At 65.9% G+C, this 20581-nt stretch carries 24 protein-coding genes; 15 read left to right on the top strand and 9 right to left on the bottom strand.

Annotated elements, in window-relative coordinates; genetic code table 11:
- Positions 1–26: 26 nt before the first annotated feature.
- Together ACYVI5_RS15765 and ACYVI5_RS15760 are read right to left on the bottom strand one after the other, a co-directional pair.
- Complete coding sequence (locus ACYVI5_RS15765) at positions 27–1253, bottom strand: LCP family protein (RefSeq protein ID WP_460581054.1); 1227 nt, start codon at positions 1251–1253, stop codon at positions 27–29.
- A gap of 277 nt (positions 1254–1530) precedes the next feature.
- Entirely contained in the window at positions 1531–2280 is a 750-nt protein-coding gene (locus tag ACYVI5_RS15760) for a hypothetical protein (RefSeq protein ID WP_460581053.1), read from the bottom strand.
- Between the two features lie 56 nt (positions 2281–2336).
- Between ACYVI5_RS15760 and ACYVI5_RS15755 the strand changes: the two genes are divergently transcribed.
- Positions 2337–3083, top strand: a complete 747-nt coding sequence (locus tag ACYVI5_RS15755; protein WP_460581052.1) for a class I SAM-dependent methyltransferase — start codon at positions 2337–2339, stop codon at positions 3081–3083.
- A gap of 2 nt (positions 3084–3085) precedes the next feature.
- Here the strand turns inward: ACYVI5_RS15755 and ACYVI5_RS15750 are convergent, their stop codons facing one another.
- A complete protein-coding gene (locus tag ACYVI5_RS15750) occupies positions 3086–3556 on the bottom strand; it encodes a 2'-5' RNA ligase family protein (RefSeq protein ID WP_460581051.1) in 471 nt (156 codons plus the stop codon).
- A gap of 389 nt (positions 3557–3945) precedes the next feature.
- Here ACYVI5_RS15750 and ACYVI5_RS15745 point away from each other — a divergent pair, with 389 nt between their 5' ends.
- The 3 genes from ACYVI5_RS15745 (at position 3946) to ACYVI5_RS15735 (ending at position 4901) form a co-directional block, all read left to right on the top strand.
- Entirely contained in the window at positions 3946–4284 is a 339-nt protein-coding gene (locus tag ACYVI5_RS15745; protein WP_460581050.1) for a phosphotransferase, read from the top strand.
- A gap of 99 nt (positions 4285–4383) precedes the next feature.
- A complete protein-coding gene (locus ACYVI5_RS15740) occupies positions 4384–4584 on the top strand; it encodes a hypothetical protein (RefSeq protein ID WP_460581049.1) in 201 nt (66 codons plus the stop codon).
- Entirely contained in the window at positions 4581–4901 is a 321-nt protein-coding gene (locus ACYVI5_RS15735) for an HAD family hydrolase (protein ID WP_460581048.1), read from the top strand. Before ACYVI5_RS15740 ends, ACYVI5_RS15735 begins: the two co-directional genes overlap by 4 nt.
- A gap of 18 nt (positions 4902–4919) precedes the next feature.
- On the opposite strand, the gene ACYVI5_RS15730 is transcribed toward ACYVI5_RS15735, so the two are convergent.
- Together ACYVI5_RS15730 and ACYVI5_RS15725 are read right to left on the bottom strand one after the other, a co-directional pair.
- On the bottom strand, positions 4920–5441 hold the full coding sequence (locus ACYVI5_RS15730) for a DUF1648 domain-containing protein (protein ID WP_460581047.1): 522 nt from the start codon (positions 5439–5441) through the stop codon (positions 4920–4922).
- A 5-nt stretch (positions 5442–5446) separates the two neighbouring features.
- Positions 5447–6169 carry an aspartate/glutamate racemase family protein gene (locus ACYVI5_RS15725; protein ID WP_460581046.1) on the bottom strand — a complete coding sequence of 241 codons (723 nt, stop codon included), beginning with the start codon at positions 6167–6169 and terminating at the stop codon, positions 5447–5449.
- Between the two features lie 351 nt (positions 6170–6520).
- On the opposite strand from ACYVI5_RS15725, the gene ACYVI5_RS15720 reads away from it, so the two are divergent.
- The 6 genes from ACYVI5_RS15720 (at position 6521) to ACYVI5_RS15695 (ending at position 12333) form a co-directional block, all read left to right on the top strand.
- Positions 6521–7114, top strand: a complete 594-nt coding sequence (locus ACYVI5_RS15720; protein ID WP_460581045.1) for a gamma carbonic anhydrase family protein — start codon at positions 6521–6523, stop codon at positions 7112–7114.
- Positions 7115–7318: 204 nt separating this feature from the next.
- Positions 7319–7735, top strand: a complete 417-nt coding sequence (locus ACYVI5_RS15715) for a PNPOx family protein (RefSeq protein ID WP_460581044.1) — start codon at positions 7319–7321, stop codon at positions 7733–7735.
- Positions 7736–8091: 356 nt separating this feature from the next.
- Positions 8092–9291 carry an ABC transporter substrate-binding protein gene (locus ACYVI5_RS15710; protein ID WP_460581043.1) on the top strand — a complete coding sequence of 400 codons (1200 nt, stop codon included), beginning with the start codon at positions 8092–8094 and terminating at the stop codon, positions 9289–9291.
- A 58-nt stretch (positions 9292–9349) separates the two neighbouring features.
- The gene (locus ACYVI5_RS15705) at positions 9350–10264 is read left to right on the top strand and encodes a carbohydrate ABC transporter permease (protein ID WP_460581042.1); all 915 of its coding nucleotides are present in this window, start codon (positions 9350–9352) and stop codon (positions 10262–10264) included.
- On the top strand, positions 10261–11196 hold the full coding sequence (locus tag ACYVI5_RS15700; RefSeq protein WP_460581041.1) for a carbohydrate ABC transporter permease: 936 nt from the start codon (positions 10261–10263) through the stop codon (positions 11194–11196). Before ACYVI5_RS15705 ends, ACYVI5_RS15700 begins: the two co-directional genes overlap by 4 nt.
- A 90-nt stretch (positions 11197–11286) precedes the next feature.
- Positions 11287–12333, top strand: a complete 1047-nt coding sequence (locus tag ACYVI5_RS15695; RefSeq protein WP_460581040.1) for a LacI family DNA-binding transcriptional regulator — start codon at positions 11287–11289, stop codon at positions 12331–12333.
- Positions 12334–12360: 27 nt separating this feature from the next.
- On the opposite strand, the gene ACYVI5_RS15690 is transcribed toward ACYVI5_RS15695, so the two are convergent.
- Positions 12361–14400, bottom strand: coding sequence for a glycoside hydrolase family 2 protein (locus ACYVI5_RS15690; RefSeq protein ID WP_460581039.1), 2040 nt, complete (start codon positions 14398–14400; stop codon positions 12361–12363).
- A gap of 247 nt (positions 14401–14647) precedes the next feature.
- Here ACYVI5_RS15690 and ACYVI5_RS15685 point away from each other — a divergent pair, with 247 nt between their 5' ends.
- The gene (locus ACYVI5_RS15685) at positions 14648–15730 is read left to right on the top strand and encodes a glycosyltransferase family 9 protein (protein WP_460581038.1); all 1083 of its coding nucleotides are present in this window, start codon (positions 14648–14650) and stop codon (positions 15728–15730) included.
- Here the strand turns inward: ACYVI5_RS15685 and ACYVI5_RS15680 are convergent.
- A complete protein-coding gene (locus ACYVI5_RS15680; protein ID WP_460581037.1) occupies positions 15669–16490 on the bottom strand; it encodes a sigma-70 family RNA polymerase sigma factor in 822 nt (273 codons plus the stop codon). The two genes, ACYVI5_RS15685 and ACYVI5_RS15680, sit on opposite strands and share 62 nt — an antisense overlap.
- A 263-nt stretch (positions 16491–16753) precedes the next feature.
- Here ACYVI5_RS15680 and ACYVI5_RS15675 point away from each other — a divergent pair, with 263 nt between their 5' ends.
- Positions 16754–17077, top strand: coding sequence for a hypothetical protein (locus ACYVI5_RS15675; protein ID WP_460581036.1), 324 nt, complete (start codon positions 16754–16756; stop codon positions 17075–17077).
- Here the strand turns inward: ACYVI5_RS15675 and ACYVI5_RS15670 are convergent.
- Positions 17058–18044: an LLM class oxidoreductase gene (locus ACYVI5_RS15670; protein ID WP_460581035.1), complete on the bottom strand. Its 987-nt coding sequence runs from the start codon at positions 18042–18044 to the stop codon at positions 17058–17060. The two genes, ACYVI5_RS15675 and ACYVI5_RS15670, sit on opposite strands and share 20 nt — an antisense overlap.
- A gap of 49 nt (positions 18045–18093) precedes the next feature.
- The gene (locus tag ACYVI5_RS15665; RefSeq protein ID WP_460581034.1) at positions 18094–18891 is read right to left on the bottom strand and encodes an SDR family NAD(P)-dependent oxidoreductase; all 798 of its coding nucleotides are present in this window, start codon (positions 18889–18891) and stop codon (positions 18094–18096) included.
- A 207-nt stretch (positions 18892–19098) separates the two neighbouring features.
- Here ACYVI5_RS15665 and ACYVI5_RS15660 point away from each other — a divergent pair, with 207 nt between their 5' ends.
- The 3 genes from ACYVI5_RS15660 to ACYVI5_RS15650 are packed head-to-tail and all read left to right on the top strand — an operon-like array spanning position 19099 to position 20557.
- Complete coding sequence (locus tag ACYVI5_RS15660) at positions 19099–19422, top strand: PadR family transcriptional regulator (protein WP_460581033.1); 324 nt, start codon at positions 19099–19101, stop codon at positions 19420–19422.
- Positions 19419–20201 carry a permease prefix domain 1-containing protein gene (locus tag ACYVI5_RS15655; RefSeq protein ID WP_460581032.1) on the top strand — a complete coding sequence of 261 codons (783 nt, stop codon included), beginning with the start codon at positions 19419–19421 and terminating at the stop codon, positions 20199–20201. The genes ACYVI5_RS15660 and ACYVI5_RS15655 overlap by 4 nt, the downstream gene beginning before the upstream one ends.
- A complete protein-coding gene (locus tag ACYVI5_RS15650; protein ID WP_460581031.1) occupies positions 20198–20557 on the top strand; it encodes a hypothetical protein in 360 nt (119 codons plus the stop codon). The genes ACYVI5_RS15655 and ACYVI5_RS15650 overlap by 4 nt, the downstream gene beginning before the upstream one ends.
- The last annotated feature ends 24 nt before the right edge of the window (positions 20558–20581 follow it).

Raw genomic sequence — 20581 nt, 5'->3', positions numbered from 1 at the left:
GTCTGCGAGCAGACCCCGGTTCCGGCCTAGCCATTGCCGTTGGAACAGGTCTGCGTCGCTGCGGTCTGGCCGTATACGTTCGCATCGAGCTGGACCGGCGTCGAAGCGGTCGAAGGCCCACTCGCCGGCCCTCCCTTGCCGCCCGCAGCCGAAGTTGTCGGCGCGGGGACGGCCTCCTGCGGAGACGGGGACGTCGTCGGCACTATCGACCCACCATTCCCGGTGTCACCAGTGATCGCCAACGGCTGGTCGTTGCTCAGCGCATCCATCAATGTTTTCGCAGCCGACTCGTCCGGGATGACCCGGTTCTGATTGTCGGGGTCGGCCACGACGGGGTACTGAACGAACGTGATGTTATTCCAGTTCAGTCCCTTCAGGGCGATGGCCATCTGATAGATCGTGGTGGCGGAACGGAGGCTGTCCGAGAACGTGAAGTACTGAGTCGCGGCCTTCGCGATGCCCCAGACCTTCACCGGATTCGTCAGGGTGTCGTCGCTCATGATCGTGCGCACGAGCGACGAGAGGAACACCTGCTGGTTGCTGATGCGGTCGAGGTCGGATTCGTTCCCGACTCCATGCCGGGTCCGTAAGAACTCGGCCGCCTCCTGCCCCTGGATGGTGGCAGTCCCCGGCGCAAGATCAAGGTTGGTGTCGGGGTCGTGGATGCCGTCGCCGCCGACGCAGACGGGCACCCCTCCCACGGCATTCGACATCGCCACAACGCCCTCGAACGTGATCGAGCCTGCAAACGGGATGGTCAGGCCGGTCAACTGCTCGATCACACTCACGGTGCAGGCCACCCCGCCATCCGGTCCGCCCTCCGGAAGGGACGTGTTCAACTGCGCGTTCTGTCGCGCGCTGATCCAACCGCCGCTCCCGTCCGGGCACTTGGGAAAGTCGATGATCAGATCCCGCGGAAAACTGACCACCTCTGCGTGCGTGTGATCTTGTGACAGATGGAGAAGCATCGTTACGTCGTTGTTGCCCACGCCCGAGCTGTCGTCCGTGGATCCCCACGAATCGCCCTGTCCGGAGCGGGTGTCCGAGGCCGCGATCAGGAGGTTTACGCCGCCTTCGATGGCGCCGATGCTCGGGATCTCGCCCGGCTTCTCACCTACTAAGCGAACCGTCTTGGGTGCCCCGCTCACCAGGTTCGCGGCAGCCACACCGGCGACGCCGAACGTGCTGACCAGCGCGACGGCGAAGACGCAAGCGACGGCTTTGCCGACCGTCGCCCACGGATGCCGCTTCAATCGGCCATGCCGAGCGATCCCGGCATAGGGGCCGCGACGTCGGTCCAGCGGACGCGCTTTTCGATCGCGAGAGGCTCCCTGTGGCACCCCGCCACGCTACGGGGAAACTTGACGCCCGTCTATCCCCGGCCACCTCGCGGCGTCAGCTCCATCGGCATCACCGGCGACGCCGAGGAGGCGTCGAAGGTCGGAGACGAGACCCTCGCCGGCGGGGCGGTGGGATGACGCGAGGCAGGACCACGGGCGTCTCAAGCAGAATGCGGCGCACGCCGCGCCTTCAACGGCCGGTCGCGTCGTGCTCGTCAAGAGGATGCTCGACCCAGATATTGGGCTCGACGTAGATGCCTGCGCCGCCGGCGTCGATGTGAAGCGGAGCGAGGCCTCCGGGGATGATGTAGTCGCCTGGCGCAGGGAACGCCATGTTCGTCCATTGCTCCCATTCGGCGACGGTTCCCGTCATCACCTGCGACCGCGGTGCAGTACGGATGACCCGGGCGCCCATGCGCCAGTGCGTGCGAAGCCACGGATCGAACGGCGAGCCGTCGGGCCGAGCCCACTGTGCGTACTCCTCGATCGGGGTGAGCGGATATCTGTGCTTGAGCGTCGGACGCAACGGGACGATCAGGTTCTCGTACCCGTGCGCGATCGCCTGGCGGCGAAACGCGCGAAACAGCTCGGCGGCGACGCCACGTCCCTGGACGGAGGCGTCGACCTGCGCCGCGCACACCACGAGAGTGTTGGCGGCCCGCGCGGTCGTCGGCTCCATCGAGCGGCGGAGGCTGTCCGAGTACCCCTCCGGCAACGACTCGATGTGCCCGTCCCACTCGATGGGGACGGCCCAGCCGGCACCGACGTAGCGGTCGCCTTCTAGCGCGAGAAGTTCGAGATCCGCGAAGCACTCGCGGACTCGAGGCAGGTATTCCGCGGCGACGGCATCCGCGGAGATGAACGACGGCCACCCTTGCGCGAGCAGGTGCTCCAAAGCCGCTTCGTCCCTCGGCGCACCGTGCAGCGCTTCGACCTTCATGCGCTCAACGTAACCACCGCGCTCCTTCGGTGCTTACCGCCCGCTAGGTTGACACCGTGGTCGACCCGCTGCATTTCGACGGCATGGCGTACGCGTATGCCGCAGCACGGCCGCCGTATCCGCATGCCCTCTGGCGAGACGTCGTCGCTACCGGTCTGGCGACTCCGGGACGCCGCGCTCTCGACCTCGGTGCAGGCACCGGAGAGGCGACGGGCGAACTCCTCGCTCGCGGCATGGATGTCGTCGCTGTCGAGCCCGGCGCGCAGCTGGCAGACCTGCTCCAGGCCCGATTCCCGCGCGCCGCAGTCATCCGGTCCCGGGCCGAAGACATCCAGCTCGACGCGGGGTCTTTCGACATGGTGGTTGCTGCCACGTCGATCCATTGGATGGATCTGGATGTCGTCCTGCCGGTCGTTCGGCACTGCTTGCGTCGCGAAGGTCGCCTGCTGGTCTGGCGCAACGTGTTCGGCGACGCCGAGGCCGAGGTGACGCCGTTTCGCGAAGTGGTCGAGCGAATCGCCGAACGTCGCCGGAAGGTGCGTCGCGGAAACCCGGAAGACGCTGACGCGACCGCCCGAAAACTGTCGCGATCAGGATCATTCACCGTGGAGAGCATCCACCGATACCGCTGGACGATCGACCTGACGACCGAGCAACTCCGCGGATTGTTCAGCACGTTCAGCGACTGGACGAGCGAGGAGGTGCAGGAGGCGGCCGGCGCCGTTGCTGGGCTGGGTGGTTCGGTCTCGGAGAGCTACACGTCTTGGCTGATCATCGCGGCGCCTGCGTCATTTCGCTCGTAGGTTCAAAGCCGAACGACGTAAAGGCTTCGGCTCGAGCGCGCGTCGAGGGAGACCAAGGTGAGCACTCGTAGAGGCAACGTCTCGTCGGCGTGCGCTTCAACCGCAGGGCCGAGCGAAGCGTGCGGGCGATAGCCGCGACGCCAATATTGAGGGTCCTGCGGTTGAAAGTCCGGCAGCCCCGACAACGACGTAGCCAGGGAGAGATGTAACAGGTCGAGGGATGCGTGTGCCGCCAGAAGCACAGGTATGTCCCGCCCCGGGCCGAACTGCTCGGCTGGGCCGAGCTTCACCTGGAACTCAGCAATCGTCTCGGCTGCAGAACGCAACATGCTCGGAATCGCATCGACCGATCCTGCGTCAACACGAAAGTTCCCAGCGATAGTGACATGAACGGGCCAGCGCGAGCGGTCCACCGGTTCGGGCAACGGCTCAGGTGTCGCAACGACCGCGAGGAGCACTTTGTTGGTGGACATTGCGGAAGGGTAGCGTGACTCGCGTCATCGCGGTCTCCTACACCCGGGCCTTCTTGAAGTCGGTTTGGTGCGTGTGTCGCACTGCGCTTCCCGGAATCCCTGTCCGAAGTGGTCGTTATCCGTGTCAGAAACGGCAACCAGGGACAGGAAAGTCGGCGTGACGCGAAACCTCCTGTCCCAAGATGCCGTCATCGAGCCGGTGCGACGACCACTTCGGACAGGAAGTCGGGAATCGGCACGAGATCGAGCCCGACTTTGAAAGAGCTCTGCTCCTACACTGATGCGGTCGATCGGAGTCACTCGTGGAAGAGGTTCTTACCGGCGGCAACACCACGCCCGGCGTCGTGAAGAACGGAGACACCGTTCACCGACCTCGCGGCCGCCGGTCTATGTTCGCCGCGAAGGTGCTTCGCGAGTTGAACGAGCACGGTTATCAATGGGCGCCCCGCTACCTGGGCCGCGATAAGGAGGGCCGCGACGTCTTGTCCTTCGTCGAAGGGACCACGACGGACCATCCTTCTCAACGAGACGAACGAAGCTACGCCGCCATGGGACGGATGCTCCGCGAATTGCATGACTTGACCCGTGGTTCGGCGCTCGCCGGAGGCGGCATCTGCGTGGTTCACGGTGATCCCGGGCCCTTCAACACAGTGATGAGCGATGGGATGCCCGTGGCTCTCATCGATTGGGACAGCGCGCATCCCGGCGACCCGCTTGAGGACGTGTGATACGCGGGATGGACATGGTGCATTCAGTCGCTCGGCAATGTGCCCATCCAAGACCAAGCACGGAGGCTACGCGAGTTCGTGGCTGGTTATGATCCGAGCTTGTCAGCAGAGGCCGTGCTCGATGTGATCGAGCGGCAGCAGTCGCACATCGTCGAGTGCGAGAGCGCGAATGCCCACGACGAGACACTGAGCGACGCCCGTCGTGCTCACGCACGTTCGGCGGTGGAGTGGGCCAACAACGACCATCGAGTCCTCGAGGACAATCGCCCGCTCTTCGAACGCGCAATGATCGAACGATGATTCGTGCCGTGCTCTTCGACCTGGATGGCGTCGTGCGGCACTTCTATCCCGAATACGTGGCAGCGATCGAGCTCCGTCATGGTCTTCAGGCCGGCAGCATCGAAGAGTTCGCGTTCTCGCATCCAGTGATCGACGACGTCACAACCGGCCGCATCAGCAGGCGGCAATGGATCGACACAATCGTCGTGTTCTTCACGGATGACTCGCCCGCCAAAAGGTCCGGAGCAGCAGTGCTCGGAATGCGCACGCACCATTTCACGACCACGCGCGCGTTGCGGCAGGCGTTGCGCGACAACAACGTTCCTGTGCATCAGTAGATGAGTGGGCGTGAGCCTTCAGCCCGGAGCGTCGGAGGGCGCTCGAGTATATTCCGAGCGCCGGTCGGCCCGCCGTCGCGGCAGAGGGCCGCAGACGAACACCAGTCCAGCGAGAATCACAGTGCCGAGCGCGAGCATTCCGAATGCCTGACCGCTGGCATCGGGGTCGCGTGCGACCGCGAGCGATACGAACCAGGTGAAGCTGATCCCCCCTGCGAGTAGGACGATCCCGGCGAGGCCGAGGCTTCCCTTGATGCGTGGGATGTTGTCGCCTCCGAAGATCACGATCAAGGTGACCAGCGCGGCTCCGATCAAGCCGGCCGGGAGGGTGGTCCAGAAGTCGAGTCGGACCGAGCTCCAGCCGTCGACGGCGCCGTTGGTACTCCAGTGGATCGGAACGCGAGCGGGAAGGCCCGGCGAGGTGACGCGGCTCAGGAGATCGGCGACCGGCGGAATCCACGACAGCACCGCGGCGACGATGAGGCCCAGCGAGTGGCGATCGCTCTCGTCGGGGAGAGCCGGACGGTCTTCGTTGGTCATACGGGTCACCCCTCCACTCCGTTGAGCGCGTGCATCGCGGCTGCTCGCGCGTGAGCGGTCGTGGAGTCCACGACCGGCAAGGTTCCTGCCCCGATGTTCGAGGCTCCGAAGAGAACCAGATCCGTACAACCCAAGATGACGGCGTCCGCGCCCGCAGCCGCGAGCGAGTTCACGGCATCCTGCAGAAGCGTGAGCGACTCAGGAGTGTTGATGCCGCGAATCGCTTCTGCATCGATCATCGCGTCGATCTCTGCGACGATCGGGGCCGGTGGCAGCAGGATGCTCGCGCCCAGGGATTCGGCGGCCCGCTGGTACTGGCCGGACTCGAGTGTGCGACGAGTCGAGAGCAGGCCAAGGGTGCTGAAGCCCTGAAGTGTCGCCTCACGTGTGGTCGCCTCGAAGATGCTCAGGACCGGAAGCGGAACGTGCGCCGCCTCTTCCAAGATGATGCTTCCACTGTTGGAGGTGACGACCAGGAAGTCGGCGCCACCGGCACGGAGCGACTCCGCGACGGTGGAGATCAGCTGGACGGCTTCCGATGTGTGGCCCCGCTCGTCCAGATCGAAGAACTCGTCCGTGTTGAAAGTCGCGTACAGCGTGCGTAACGAGTTGACGACGCCCGGGCGGCTTTCGCTTGCTGCCGATGCTTGGATCTCGTGCAGATACCGATAGTCCGTGGCCGGCGCGAAGCCGATGATTCCAGGGACGAGTTGCTGTGAACGGGGCACGCGCCAAGCCTTCCACGGGAAGGCCCGCATGATGATCGCGACTGGTGATTCTCGAAGCCTCGCGGGGATCGGGGGATGGCTGGTGCGGGTTCCGAGCCGAGGTGGCGGTGACCGCCTGGGATTCCGCGCTACTTGGTTCGAACGACAACACGGCGGACCCACTGACGTAGCGAACCTGGCCCCGCTGAAACCCCGGCTCCACCGGTTGAAGACGGTGACCAGGATCCGGTTGGACCCGAAACCCGACGGCGGCATCCGCGTCCGCACCCCCACCGGATACGACAGCGACCCACCACCCTTCTAACGGCCACCGGCCCGGCTTATCGTGAGGGCGAAGATCGGAGTCCTCGCATGCTCTTTCGTCACCGCGGCGCGTCGCCATCGATCGATGACTCCGCCTATATCGCTCCGTCTGCCGTGATCGTGGGCGACGTTCGAATCGCTGCGGGTGTGCGCATCCTGCACGGCGCTGTCGTCACCGCGGAAGACGGTGAGGTGACCATCGGCGAGAACTGCGTCGTGATGGAGCACGCGCTCGTCCGCGGTCGGGTGCGGCATCCGGTGCGCATCGGATCCTCCGTGCTGATCGGCCCGCACAGCCATGTGAACGGCAGCGTCGTGGACGACGAAGCGTTCATCGCGACGGGCGCATCGTTGTTCCCGGGCAGCCGTATCGGCGCCGGCGCAGAGGTGCGGATCAACGGCGTCGTGCACGTGAACACTGTCGTGCCCGTCGGCGCCGTAGTCCCGATCGGATGGGTGGCGGTGGGCGATCCGGCCGAGATCCTGCCGCCCGAGAAGCACGACGAGATCTGGGCGATCCAACGCGACCTCGACTTCCGCCGGACTGTCTACGGTGTCGCCCGCGACGTTCCGATGAGCGAACTCATGCGCCGGCAGTCCGCCTACTACGGCGCGCACGCAGAGGACGAGCGGCTCGACTGACCGTCAGCCGCACCACGCTGGGCGCCGCAGCGTTTGCCGGCGATGTGCCGACGGATGCCCGCAGGTTGCAGCACCGCTGGGAATCGATCATCGACATCCGCACGGTGATCCGGGGCTCGCCCGCTGCTGCGGTGTGCGGTGGTCTTCCTGACCTGACGGCAGCCCGAGGACAATCGTCACCATGAAGCGCAGAGCGGTGCCGCAATGAAGCTCAGCGAGACGGATGCCCGTGAGCGGCTGGCATCCGCGCCCGTCGCCCGGCTGGCGACAGTCCGCGCCGACGCAAGTCCGCACATCGTTCCCGTCACGTTCGCGGTAGGGGGCGACCTCGTCTACACCTCGGTGGATCACAAGCCGAAGACCACGCGCGCGCTGCTGCGTCTGGACAACATCGCGAGGCATCCGCGGGTCGCGTTGCTTGCAGACCACTACAGCGACGATTGGGACGACCTGTGGTGGGTGCGCGTCGACGGGAACGCGACCGTCGTCGTGGATGCCGAAGAGACAGAGCATTCGATCGATGCGCTCGTCGAGCGGTACGAGCAGTATCGCGAGCGCCGTCCGGACGGACCGGTGATCGTGATCCACGTCGACCGCTGGAGCGGTTGGTCGAGCGCTTAGGCTGTGGTGCTTGGCGTTCCCGAATGTCACTATTTTGCAACGATGGCAAGGAAGTTGGCTGCTTTGGATTCACGGCGATTGCAACGATGCAACGTCTGTCGTATGGTGACTGCGGTGCCGCAGCCGGCAACCGCCATCGAAGACGATAGGAGACCCGACCGATGACCGTGCAAGGAAGAGCGCAATCCCGCCGGAAGACGCGAGTGGGCAGACGGGGCTTGGCGGCGGTAGCGCTGGCCACCGTGACCGTCCTCGGCCTGGCCGCGTGCTCGAGCGGTGGGACCTCTGGCGCTTCGGGCTCGACACCCAGCCCGACATCCACGACGACCGCCTCATGCTCGGCGAAGGCGACAAAATTGACGTTCTGGGGCTGGCCGGCAGGCTACGACCTCGCGGTCGAGCAGTTCAACAAAACGCATCCCGACATCTGTGTCGCTCTAGAGAATGCGGGAGCGACGACAGCCGAGTACACGAAGCTTACGGATGCGCTCAAGGCAGGCAACGGCGCGCCCGACATCGCGACGATCGAGTACTTCGAGCTCCCGTCGTTCGAGATCACGAACAGCCTCGTGGACCTGTCGAAGTACGGTCTCGCATCCGCCAAGGCAGACGAGGCGCCGGCAGCGTGGGGTCAGGTCACGCAGGGCTCGCACATCTATGCGATGCCTGTCGATCTGGGACCGATGGCGTTGTGGTACAACGAAGCGCAGTTCACCTCGGCAGGGATCCCGGTCCCGACGACGTGGGATGAGTTCGCGGCGGATGCCGCAACCCTGCACGCGAAGGATTCGTCGGCTGCCATCACGAACTTCGATCCAGAGAGCGCGCAGGATGTGCTGGCGCTCATGCAGCAGTACGGAGCATTCCCGTTCAGCTACAAGGGCGGTTCGAAGTTGGGCATCGACTTCACCGGTGACGCGCAGGAATCGTTCGCGACGTACTGGCAGAAGCTCATCGATGCAAAGGAGGTCACCACCGCGGCGGACTTCTCGCCGGCGCAGTGGGCCAATCTTGACAGCGGTGCAAACGCCGCACGGCTGAGCCCGGCATGGGGTCCTGTCGGCATGCAACTGAGCATCAAGAAGACCATAGGCGACTGGCGTGCCGCCCCTCTGCCGCAGCGAACCGCAGGCGGTACGGCCACTGGCAACTGGGGCGGTTCTACGCTCGCTGTGATCAAGGGCACTCCGCATGCGAAGCAGGCGGCCGAATTCGTCAAATGGTTCGGCGGATCCGACGCGTCATGGAAGATCCTCAGCGGAGACGTGGGAGGTGCCTTCCCGGGCTATCTGCCGCTGCTGAACGACAGTTCGTTCCAGCACCGCACGCTTCCGATCTCTGGAACGTCGACGCCGAACGTCGTGTTCGCACAGGCCGCGAAGAACATCGAAGCCGCCCAGTGGCCGCCGATCATGACGGCCGCTTTGACGCAGTGGACGTCGACCTTTGCGGGGGTGACGAAGGGAACGGAGACTCTCCAACAGGCCTTCACCACGTTCCAATCGCAGATGACGAAGTACGCGAAGTCTCAGGGCTTCACTGTCACCGGGTCCTGACCGCATGTCGCAAGACGTCATCAGTACACCTCGGATGAGCTCAGCAGGTTCGCCCGCCGTGCGGACATCTCCTTCGGGAGGTGGCCGCCGGCGGGCACGCCGTGCCGGCAAGGAGTGGGCGGGCGCGGTCTTCATCGCACCGCACATGTTGATGTTGGCACTCTTCATGCTCGTGCCCACCGTGTATGCGATCTGGTCGAGCTTGTTCACCACGAAGCTGGTGGGCGGAACCCAGTTTGCCGGGTTCGGCAACTACCTCACGATCCTGCAGTCCGGTCCCTTCTGGTCGGGCGTTGTCCGGGTGTTGGTCTTCGGCGTCATCCAAGTTCCGCTGACGATCGCTATCGCATTCGCCTTTGCTGCGCTGTTCGATGCGGGCGTGATTCGCGGGAGTAAGTTTTTCCGCACTGTCTATTTCATGCCGTTCGCTGTGCCCGGTGTGGTCGCTTCGGTGATGTGGTCGTTCCTGCTTCTCCCCGGGTTCGGGCCGTACACCGAGATTCTCTCCGCGCTGGGCCTGCGAAACGTCGACTTCTTCTCCAGCGGGCTGATCCTGCCGACAATCATGCTCATCGTCGTCTGGGAGTGGACGGGCTACAACATGACCATCCTGTACACCTCGCTGAAGTCGATTCCGCGGGAAGTCACCGAAGCGGCGATCGTGGAGGGCGCGTCGCTGTGGCGGATCATCACCCGGATCAAGTTGCCGATGGTGATGCCGTCGGTCGTCATGCTGGTGTTCCTGAACTCCGTCGGAGCTTTACAGCTGTTCACCGAGCCTTCGATCCTTGCCGCATTCCAACCACAGGCGGTTTCGTTCGGTTTCACGCCATCGCTGTTCGTGTACAACACCGCGATCGGAAGCGGTGAGTACGAGTTGGGAGCGGCCGCGGCCATCGTGCTTGCGCTGATCATCGGAGCGATCTCGGTCGCCGGGTTCGCCGTACGTCGTCGAAATGGGGAGTTCCGATGACCGCGAACGCAGAGCGAGTCCTATCTCACCGGCGCAGGCATTCAGTTCAAGCGGATCAGGTCCCGGTGCACCTCTACGGGCTCTCCCAGACGACCCGTGTTGTGCTCACAGCGATCGCGGTGTTGTTCGCGATCTTCGTGCTGGCACCCTTGGTGTGGCTACTCATCAACGCCACGAAGTCGCAGGCCGACATTTACTCGACGTTCGGATTCTGGTTCGGCGGCGACTTCCGACTCTGGAACAACATCCTTGCGCTCGGTCAGAACATCAGCGGCGCCGGGGTCTTCGCGCAATGGCTTGGGAACACGTTGCTGTATGCGGTCGGGGGAGCGATCGGCGCGACCGTTCTCTCGACGCTCGCCGGGTATGGCTTCGCGCGGTATCGGTTCCGAGGCGCGAATGCGATGTTCTTCCTCGTCATGGCCACTCTTCTCGTGCCCCTGACCTCGATCGCGTTGCCGCTGTTCCTCGTCTACTCGAAGGTCGGGTTGGTCAACTCGGTCTGGGGGATGATCCTGCCGAGCATGGTGTCGCCCGTCGGCATCTATCTGATGCGTACGTACATCGACGCATCCGTTCCCCGCGACCTTCTGGAGGCGGCGAGGCTCGACGGTGCAGGTGAGCTACGCATCTTTCTTCGAATGGTCGTGCCATTGTCGTTCCCCGGCATCATGACGGTGCTGCTGATCACGGTCGTCGCGGTGTGGAACAACTACTTTCTGCCGTTGATCATCTTCAGCAAGAACAGCCTCTACCCGCTCACGGTGGGGCTGGCCTCGCTCTCACAGGCGGCGGAGACCGGTTCGAAAGCGGAACTCGTTCCCGTCCTGATCACAGGTGGTCTGATCACTGTCATCCCCCTGATCGCACTCTTCCTGCTGCTCGAGCGCTACTTCCGTGGCGGGCTGCTTCAAGGCAGCACCACCGGGTGACGTGAAAGCGCAGAACCAAGACATACTGAACGTGCGGCATCGGCGATCGGTGCCGCAGCCGTCGTCATCCGTGGGGCAGAGGAGTCGTCGTTGAGCGGGCAACCCCGTCTGCGTGATGTGGCGGAACGCGCGGGCGTATCGATCCGCACCGTCTCCAATGTGGTGAACGGATACGCCCGGGTCTCGGATGACAAACGGGAGCGCGTCGAGCAGGCGGTCGCTGAGCTCGGGTACCGACCGAACGTGCTGGCGCGCAACCTGAAGAGAGGGCGCAGCGGCTTGCTCGCGTTGATCGTGCCCGAAATCGATGTCCCGTACTTCGCCGAGCTGGCTCGAGCGGTTGTCACAATCGCGCGAGAGTTCGGGTACACGGTCGTCATCGACCAGACCGACGGGCAGCCGGACCGAGAACGAGAACTCATCCAACGCGAGGGAATGGCCGCGCTTTTTGACGGGATCATCCTGAGTCCGCTCGCCCTTTCCCGCTCCGAGCTGCCCGAACGCGACCCCGGCCGGCCCCTGGTACTCCTCGGCGAGCGCATCGCGGGGAGCGAGTTCGACCACGTCGCCATCGACAACATCGCTGCGGCGCGGGAAGCGACCGAACACCTGCTCGCTCTCGGTCGTCGCCGTATCGCGGCCATAGGCGACCAGCCATACGAGACAGGTGAGACGGCACAGCTTCGCACCAACGGGTACGTGCAGGCCCATCGCGAACGGGGCATCCCCGTGGACGCTTCACTCATCATCCCGCGATCCACGTTCCACTTCTCCGACGGCGCGGACGCCATGACAGAACTGCTGAAGCATCCGGACGGGCCACCGGATGCCCTCTTCTGCTACAACGACCTCGTCGCCATTGGCGCGATGCGGGTCGCGCTTGCGGCGGGGCTCCGCGTACCCGACGAGATAGCCATCGTCGGGTTCGACGACATCGACGCCGCGCAGTTCCAGACACCATCATTGACGACGGTTGCACCGGACCGCGCCGCCATTGCACGCAAGGCGATCGAACGAGTGGCCGCGCTTTTCGAGGACGACGGAAGTCTCTCTCCGGAGGAGATCTTCGTCGAGCATCGACTGGTCATCCGCGAGAGCACGGTCGGAACCGCCGCAGCGTCGGCCGGCTCGAGCTGACGCTCGAGCCCGGCCGGACGCCATCCGTCACTGGGCGCGCGCCACGTCGACTGCGCCGCGCCCCACCACCGTGCCGTCGTGAACGAGGAACACGTGGAGGCGGCCGCTGCTCGCTTCTGGCGCGAGCACGGATCGGATGGCGACTGAAGGGCTGAAGCGGAACGGTTCCACATCCACCGATCCGACATATTCGGTGCCACTCGAGGGCTCCGTGGAGAATACCGATCCCCAGGCGACGAGCACGTCAATGCTCATCGACGCTGTCCCGTGGTGCGAGACGTGTACATCGAGCAAAACGCGCCCGTCTGCAGTCACGAGGTCCCGGCCCGGAGCCTCAGGTACGAGATCGAACACCGTGGCAGTCTCCGCATTCGCGTGACGCGGAAGGCGTCCGCCGTGATCCTTCATACTCCGGTCCGCGTAGACGACGCCCGCACTCTCATGCTCGATGTCGTTGAGCTCCGTCCACACCCAGCCGCCAATCGAGTCATAACGCCGGAGTTCCTGCGTCTGCCAGTGCAGGTTCCAGCCGCGATCCAGTGAGGTCCAGCCGCCCCCGAACTCGCTGTTGATGAACGGGATGTCTCGCGGGACCGGGCCCTCGACCATGAGCTGCTTCTGCACGATCTTGTCCACGGCGACGGCTACGGGAAACGTCGGGTTGTCGTCGGCCACGAGGTCGGCGACCTTGCTGGCCCAACCGGCTGGGTGTTCGTCGTACACATGCCAGTCGACGAGATCCGTGGCCAGGTGCGTCCAGCCCGAGTTGTCCACGACCGGACGCGTCGAATCCAAGCGGAGCAAGGTCGAACGCGCCGCGCGCACGGCATCCTGCTTCGCCGGGTCTTCGGGGAGCGCCCAGTCCAGACCCCATTCCTCGTTATAGAGTCCCCAGACGACAATGCTCGGGTGGTTGCCGTCACGGCGAACCATGGGCTCGATCTGGTCCTCGAAGGCCTCGACGGATGCAGCGCTGAACCGGCCCGTCGAGGCCGGCTCAGCCCACACCAGCATCCCCATCCGGTCTGCGTGGTGATGGAACCGAGGGTCCTCGAGTTTGAGGTGCTTGCGCACCATGTTGAAGCCGGCGTCTCGCGCGAGCTCGAGGTCACGGATGAAGGCGTCGTCGTCAGGCGCGGTAGCGCCTGTCGCCGGCCAGTAGCCCTGGTCCAGCACGCCGCGGAATGAGATCCGCTCGCCGTTCAGGTAGATGCCGCCATTCCGTGTCTCGATCTTCCGGAGTCCGGTGACGCCTTCCACGACGTCGGTGCCGTCAAGGGAATCGACGGTGACCGAGACCCGATAGAGGTGGGGCGCCGCCGGCGACCACAACTGCGGCGAAGGCAGCGTGAGCGTGAGTCCGGCGGCGAGGATAACGGCATCCACCTCGGCCTCCGCAAGCGGGGATCCGTTCTCCTTGGGCTCGTTGTCCACTCTGAGGCGAACTCGTGAAGCGCCGGCGGCGGTACCGAGAACCCGACCGGAGACGATGATGCCGTCGAGATCCGGGGTCGACCGCAGGGTGAGATCCGCGAGGTATGTCGCTGGCCGCGCTTCGAGCCAGACCGGCTGCCAGATCCCGCTAGTCGGAGTAAAGGCACAGCTGTCGTAGTCGTCTCGGGGAGTGCTGCGTTGCTTGCCGTGTGCGATGAACCGTTTGTCGTTGGGCGCGTACACCTCAACGATGACTTCGTGCTCCTCAGACGAAGCAAGCGACTCCGTGATGTCGAACTCGAAAGGAACGTAACCGCCACTATGAGACCCCACGGTGGTGCCGTCGACGTGCACCACGGCTTCGTGGTGCACGGCCCCGAAGTGCAAGACGATCCGGCTTCCCGACCACGTCGACGGGAGCGTGAAGACGCGCCGGTACTCGGCGCGTTCCAGCCAGTGTGCCTCGACACCGGAAGCGGAAGTTTCCCAGGAGAACGGCACCGTGATCGCTTCGGTCGATTCGCCACAGCCCTCCCGGCGGAACTGCCAGATCCCGTTCAGTGAGCGCCAGCTGTGGCTGCGATCGAACTGAGGTCGCGGATACTCCGGCCGCGGTCCCGAAGACGTTTCCATCGCGTGAAGCTCATCATCAACACTCGCAAGCGTGGTCGTCATCGTTCTTGTTCCTCCATGTGCTCGGGTGCCAACGGCTCATGGCGAAGCTACCAGTCGTCTTGCATCGTTGCAACGCCAGTCAAGCAGCCGATGGCCGCAACGAGCTAGGTGGATCGAAGCGCGGATGCGAGACGGGAATGCGGGAGCGCGTGACGCGCCACGCAAGGGGTGGCCAGACGCAGCCGACTCGTGAGATTCCTTGAGAATGCCGACCAACTCCCGACCCGCCGCGCTCGAGGTGTTCGCCCCGATCGACGACCGGCCCTTGCTGCTGGCCCTGCGTGCCCTCAAGCTCGGCGACCTCCTCGTGGCAGCCCCTGCGTTGAAGGGCCTCGCCCGCACGTTCGACGACCACGCGGTCGTGTTCGCGGGGCCCGCGTGGCTCGTGCCGATCGCGCGGCTCGTGCCGGGCATCCGCGCGCTGCTTCCGACCAAGGGACTCGACGACCCGCTCGCCATCGAGCCGGGTCTGGTCGACATCGCGGCCAACCTGCACGGCAACGGCCCGGAGAGTCGCGGACTGATCGCGGCGCTCAACGCGCGCGAGGTGATCCAGCACGCGCCCGGTGACGGAATGAAAGGTGTGATCCGACGGGACCCGAGGGAGCCGGAGTGGCTCGATGGCATCCACGAGCGCACACGGTGGGTGCGCCTGGTGAACGCGTTCGGAGTGGATGCCCGTGACACCGACGTAGGCATCCTCATCCCGTCTGCGCCCCCGCTCGCGTCCGACGCGGTGGTCATCCACGTCGGGGCGTTCTACGGCTCGCGGCAGTGGCCGGTCGACCGTTTCGCTGTCGTCGCGCGAGCACGAGCCGCGGAAGGCGACACCGTGGTGATCACCGGGGGAGAGGCGGACCGCGAGCGCGCCAGAGCCGTCGTGCGGGCATCCGGGCTCCCCGCCGAGGCGATGCTCGCCGGACGCCTCGCACTCGACGAACTGGCCGCGATGCTCGCCGACGCCCGCCTCGTGATCACCGCCGACACGGGCGCCGCGCACCTGGCATCCGCCTACGGCACTCCCTCAGTCGTGATCTTCGGGCCAGCACCGGTGGAGGAGTGGGGCCCGCCACCCGGACCGCACATCGCGCTCACGGATGCCTCGTTGCGGCGCGGCGAGACGTTCGCGTCGGAGCCCGACCCGGCGCTTCTCGCGGTGACGGCCGACGATGTGCTCGAGGCCGCGCAGCGGCTGGCGCAGCGGCTAACGCAACCCGCTGACGACGTCACGCGGCGAACCACTCCGCGCCGCCGAGCAGCGACCGGAGACGGGCGAGCGTCGAGGTGAGCAGGCGTGACACCTGCATCTGGGTCACGCCGATCTCCTGCGCGATCTCGGACTGGGTGCGCTCCTCGTAGAAGCGGCGGTAGATGATCAGGCGCTCGCGTGGCGGCAGCTCCCGGCACGCCCGCCGAAGCGACTGGACGCGTTCTGCCCGCTCGAGCGTCTGGTCGCCGGAATCGAGCAGGTCGCCGAACGGAGTGCGCTCGTCTGCGTTGGAGACCGGGGCATCCAGTGACACCGGATGCATCGCGCGGCTGCAGCCCATCGCCTCCTCGATGCGGTCAGCAGGCTGGCCGACATGCTCGGCGATCTCATCGCGGCTCGGGTCGCGCCCGAGCTGCTGGGCCATCCGCGGCACCTCGTGCTCCACGGTGCTCCGCAGCTCCTGCAGCGACCGAGGGGGCCGCACGAACCAGCAGTTGTCGCGGAAGTGCCGCTTGATCTCGCCGGCGATGGTGGGCACCGCGAACGAGGCGAAGTCGTCCGATCGCTCCGGATCGAAGCGCTCGGCGGCCTTCACGAGACCGAGGTAGGCGACCTGGCGCAGGTCGTCCGCATCTTGACGGCGTCCCGCGTAGCGGTGGGCGATCGCGTCGGCGAGCTGGAGGTGGTTCACGACGAGTTCGCGGCGTCCCAGGTGGGTGCTCTCGGCATCCTGCCGGCGGATGCTGCGGAATCGCTCGCGGCGACGCACACGTCGAGCCCAGTCGGATGCCTGGCGGAGGTCGCGGCGAACGCTGCGGCTGAGATGCTGCGGCGGCATGGTTCTCCTCGCTTCGCTTCATGGTGCTGGCGCACCGTTCTCTCACGGTGCTGAACGCACCGGGGGCGGTTTCGCTGTCGGCGGCGGGCGATCCGAACGACACTTCGAAGCAACCACCGCTGCGCTGGGGTATGAAGCGGTTGCGAAGAAGGAGAAGGAGGAGTAGCAGTGCGCGAACGCGCGACGTCCGTCTCCGGCGCCGGTCGGGCGCAGGTGGGTGTCAACCCCTTCAGGCGCCGTTCGCTTCCGTCGACCATCGGAGAATGGCCAGACGACCGGACGAGCGTCGCGACCCCACCCTGGTGCGCAACCAGCCGGCGCTGCGCAGTTCGACGGGACGGGTGTGGCTCGTCGTCGGTGCCATCATGGCGGCGATCTGCGTCTTCGTGCTGCTGCTGCAGCTTCGCAACAGCGTTCCGCTCGCGGTGCTCGGTGCCATCGTTGTGGCTGTGCTCTATGGGGCGATGGTGCTGGTGCGCGTGTTCCTCCCGCAGCCGCCGCGGCTCGTCGTCATGGCGTGCTTCTTCGCCGCGATCCCGGGCTGGACGATCGTGTGGCTGCTGCTGATCATCGCGCGCGTGCAGTGAGCGGTCCGTCTACCCCCCCGCCTCGCAGCCGGGGCTCCAGCTCGGCGACGAAGAAGTCGAAGAAACCGTCCGGATCCGGCCCCGCGTTCTGCAGCACGATGTGGTCGAAGCCCGCATCCAGGAACGGCCGGATCACCGCCAGGTGCCTCTCCACGTCCGGTCCGCACGCGAACTGCTCGCGAACATCCTCGACGCGTACGGTTCTGGATGCCGCCTCGAAGTTCACCGGGTTCGGCAGCTCGCTCATCACCTTCCACCCGCCGAGCGCCCATCTGCTCGTCTCGTGAGCGGCCTCCGCGGCTTCTTGCTCGGTGGGCGCCCACGCGAGCGGCACCTCGGCGAACCTCGGCCCGGTGCCACCGGCCGACCTGAAGCCCTCGACGATGGATGCCTTGGGCTCCACCGCGAACAGCCCGCCTCCCAGCTCCCCCGCGAGCGCGGCGGACATGCTGCCACTCGCCGCGACAGCGATCACCGGCGGCGTCTCGGGCAGGTCGAAGACGCGGGCGTCGTCGACCGTGTAGTACAGGCCGTCATAGCTGTGGTATCCGGGCTGCCACAGCATCGAGATGATCTCGATCGCCTCTCGCAGCCGGTCGTGTCGCTCGTGCACGCCGGGGAACGCTCCGATCACGTGCTCGTTCAGCCGTTCGCCGGCTCCGACGCCCAGCGTGAAACGTCCGCCGGAGAGCACCGCCAGCGTCGCGGCGGCCTGCGCGATGATCGCGGGATGGTAACGGAAGGTCGGACACGTCACGCCCGTCGCGAGACCCAGCGTCGTCGTGCGCGCCGCGATGGCGCCGAGCACGGTCCACGTGAACGGCGAGTGCCCTTGCTCTTCCACCCACGGGTGGTAGTGGTCGCTGATCTCCACGAAATCGAAGCCCGCCTCCTCGGCGCGCAACGCCTGGCGCACGAGCTCCTGAGGCCCGAACGCCTCGCTCGACAATTTGTATCCGATCTGCATGATGCTCCTTCGTGGTCGTGTGACTGGCCGTGTCGCCGTCTGCACGGCCTCAGATGGTCGCAACGGAGCCGCCGTCGACCCGGTAGTTCGATCCGACGACGAATGACGCGGCATCCGAGCAGAGGAAGACGATGACGGATGCCACCTCGTCGGGCTGGCCGCGCCGCTTCAGCTCGAGGAACGGCCGCTCGTCGTCGAGGAACGACCGGATCGCGCCGTCCACGCTCGTGCCCAGCTGCTCCGCGCGCTTGCGCATCATCGCGTCGGTCATCGGCGTGTGGATGAACGCCGGCGAGACCGCGTTCACGAGGAGTCCGTCCTCGGCGTATGCGCGCGACAGTCCCTTCGACAGTGCGAGGATGCCTGCTTTCGCGGCGCAGTAGGGGAGTTCGTTCGCGTACGGCTGCACGCCGTCCTCGGACGAGATGAACACCAGCCGGCCCCAGCCGCGGCGCAGGTCGGGCAGGAACTCCCGCGCGACGCGCACGGGACCGAGCAGATCGGTCTCGATCGTGTTGGTCCAGCCCGCGTCGTCGATCTCGTCGAAAGCGCCCTGGGCCCCGGTGATGCCGGCGGACTGCACCAGGATGTCGACCGGTCCGACGGTCTGCGCCGTGAGTTCGTGCAGCCGTGCGAGGTCATCCAGGTCAGTGATGTCCGCGGCGAATGCGTGCACGGTTCCGGGTGGGGCACCGAGGCGTTCTACCGCATCGTCGAGCTTCGCCTGTTCGAGGTCGGTGATGACGACCGTCGCGCCCTCGCGGAGGAGTGCGCGGGCGGTGTGCCATCCGATTCCCGAGTCGCCGCCAGTGACGAGTGCCTTTTTGCCTTCGATGCCGAGATCCATGCCTCGATACTCTCGGCGAGCATTCCCAGGCGTGAGCCCTTGCGGGCACGGCGGATGTCTGCACAATGCGCTAGATCACAATGCGCCTAGATCGTCGCCCGCGCCGCCGTGATGAAGATGGTCAGCGATGCGAAGAACACCTCGCCATATCTCGAGAGATGCCGCGGCTCTTGATACCTCTGGCATCTATGCCTAGGATACCTACTTATGGCGCACGATCGGATCAAGGGGAACCTCGACCTCCTGCTGCTCGCCGCGCTCGCCGCGGGACCGGCGCACGGGTACGAACTCGTGGCGAGCATCCGGGAACGCAGCGACGGCGAGTTCGTCCTGGCCGAGGGCACCGTCTACCCGGCGCTGCACAGCCTCGAATCACGCGGACTCATCACGAGCTCGTGGCAGGTCGTCGCCGGCCGGCGACGCCGCGTCTATGAACTCAGCAGGGCCGGACGCGACGCTCGCGACCAGCAAGCGGCCGATTGGCGTCGATTCGCCAGTGGCATGAACCGAGTGGTGGGAGATCCTTCATGACCAACGACCGTATCGACGGCTACCTCGACGACATGCTCGACCGCCTCGAGGGCACGGCGGCAGAGCGTCGCCGGATGCTCAGCGAAGCGGAGACGCACCTCCGCGACTCAGCCGACTCGTTCATGCGGGGCGGCATGGATGCCGACGCAGCGCAGTCCGCGGCGATCGCTGCGTTCGGCGATGCTCCGATGATCGCATCGGCGTCGAACCGTCGTCGGCCGGCCGAGTTGCTGGCCGCCTTCGTTCGAGCAGCGGCGCAGCTGGGCATGTACGGATTCGCTGCGATCGGCGTGGCCGCGCTCCTTACGCGCGGCCTGGCGCTCGTGACGTCCACGCAGTGGGTGTACGGCGCGCCCGCCGGCTACCGCTTCACGGCGGCCCAGTGTGCCCACTGGCTCGCCGTCCAGCCCGGTGCGACCGACTGTCACGTGGCTGCCGCGATGGAGAACTCCGACGACTCGTTCCTCTTCGTCCTCGCTGCGGCGATCATCGGACTGATCGTCGCGGGAGTCATCCTCGGAGCGATGCGGCTTGCTCGCCGGCGTCCTGTCCGCGCCGTGGCCCGGCTCCCGCGCAGCGTGGTCGCGGCCATCGGAGCGACCGCATTCCTGGGTGCCGGCGTTGCCCTCGTCGTTGCCGGCGCCGTGGGCGGCATCGCCGGCGGTGTGTGGGGACAGGGCGTGCTCTACACCGACGGAGTGGTGGCGCTGATCTTCGGCATCGTGTTCCTCGTCCGGTTCCTCCTCACCATCCGACCGGTGTCTGCAGCCGCGGCATGACTCGCGCTCTCACCGTCGTCCTCAGCGGCGTCGTCGGTGTCGCGCTCGGGGCCGTCAGCGGCCGGATCCTGTTCGGCGGCACCGCTTGGAACCTGATCCCGTGGGCGATCGTCGCGATCGCCATCGGAGTCGTCGCCGGCAACCTCCGGACGGCGCTGCTGGCATCCGCCATCTACGGATACCTGCTCGTGGCCGCGTTCCTCTATGCCGCGAACACAGGCGACACGCCCTTCGCGGGGCGGATCCTCTTCGCGCTCACCCTCGCTCTCGTCGGGCCCGTCTTCTCGATCGGGCTGACGGTGATCGCCCGTCTGGTCTACCTGCGGATTGGAAGGCGCCGACCCTCGAAGCGCTGACGTGCCGCCGGGCCATCCGGGGGC

It is taken from the genome of Humibacter ginsengisoli (genome assembly GCF_054780095.1).
The sequence above is the reverse complement of the archived record's forward strand: the minus strand, read 5'-3'. Positions and strand labels throughout refer to the sequence as shown.

Coding starts and splice junctions, on each gene's coding strand:
- ACYVI5_RS15665 (WP_460581034.1), bottom strand. CDS start 18,891: ATGGATCTCGGCATCGAAGGCAAAAAGGCACTCGTCACTGGCGGCGAC.
- ACYVI5_RS15670 (WP_460581035.1), bottom strand. CDS start 18,044: ATGCAGATCGGATACAAATTGTCGAGCGAGGCGTTCGGGCCTCAGGAG.
- ACYVI5_RS15685 (WP_460581038.1), top strand. CDS start 14,648: ATGCCGACCAACTCCCGACCCGCCGCGCTCGAGGTGTTCGCCCCGATC.
- ACYVI5_RS15700 (WP_460581041.1), top strand. CDS start 10,261: ATGACCGCGAACGCAGAGCGAGTCCTATCTCACCGGCGCAGGCATTCA.
- ACYVI5_RS15745 (WP_460581050.1), top strand. CDS start 3,946: ATGTTCGCCGCGAAGGTGCTTCGCGAGTTGAACGAGCACGGTTATCAA.
- ACYVI5_RS15655 (WP_460581032.1), top strand. CDS start 19,419: ATGACCAACGACCGTATCGACGGCTACCTCGACGACATGCTCGACCGC.
- ACYVI5_RS15680 (WP_460581037.1), bottom strand. CDS start 16,490: ATGCCGCCGCAGCATCTCAGCCGCAGCGTTCGCCGCGACCTCCGCCAG.
- ACYVI5_RS15750 (WP_460581051.1), bottom strand. CDS start 3,556: ATGTCCACCAACAAAGTGCTCCTCGCGGTCGTTGCGACACCTGAGCCG.
- ACYVI5_RS15730 (WP_460581047.1), bottom strand. CDS start 5,441: ATGACCAACGAAGACCGTCCGGCTCTCCCCGACGAGAGCGATCGCCAC.
- ACYVI5_RS15720 (WP_460581045.1), top strand. CDS start 6,521: ATGCTCTTTCGTCACCGCGGCGCGTCGCCATCGATCGATGACTCCGCC.
- ACYVI5_RS15675 (WP_460581036.1), top strand. CDS start 16,754: ATGGCCAGACGACCGGACGAGCGTCGCGACCCCACCCTGGTGCGCAAC.
- ACYVI5_RS15715 (WP_460581044.1), top strand. CDS start 7,319: ATGAAGCTCAGCGAGACGGATGCCCGTGAGCGGCTGGCATCCGCGCCC.
- ACYVI5_RS15735 (WP_460581048.1), top strand. CDS start 4,581: ATGATTCGTGCCGTGCTCTTCGACCTGGATGGCGTCGTGCGGCACTTC.
- ACYVI5_RS15760 (WP_460581053.1), bottom strand. CDS start 2,280: ATGAAGGTCGAAGCGCTGCACGGTGCGCCGAGGGACGAAGCGGCTTTG.
- ACYVI5_RS15660 (WP_460581033.1), top strand. CDS start 19,099: ATGGCGCACGATCGGATCAAGGGGAACCTCGACCTCCTGCTGCTCGCC.
- ACYVI5_RS15650 (WP_460581031.1), top strand. CDS start 20,198: ATGACTCGCGCTCTCACCGTCGTCCTCAGCGGCGTCGTCGGTGTCGCG.
- ACYVI5_RS15690 (WP_460581039.1), bottom strand. CDS start 14,400: ATGGAAACGTCTTCGGGACCGCGGCCGGAGTATCCGCGACCTCAGTTC.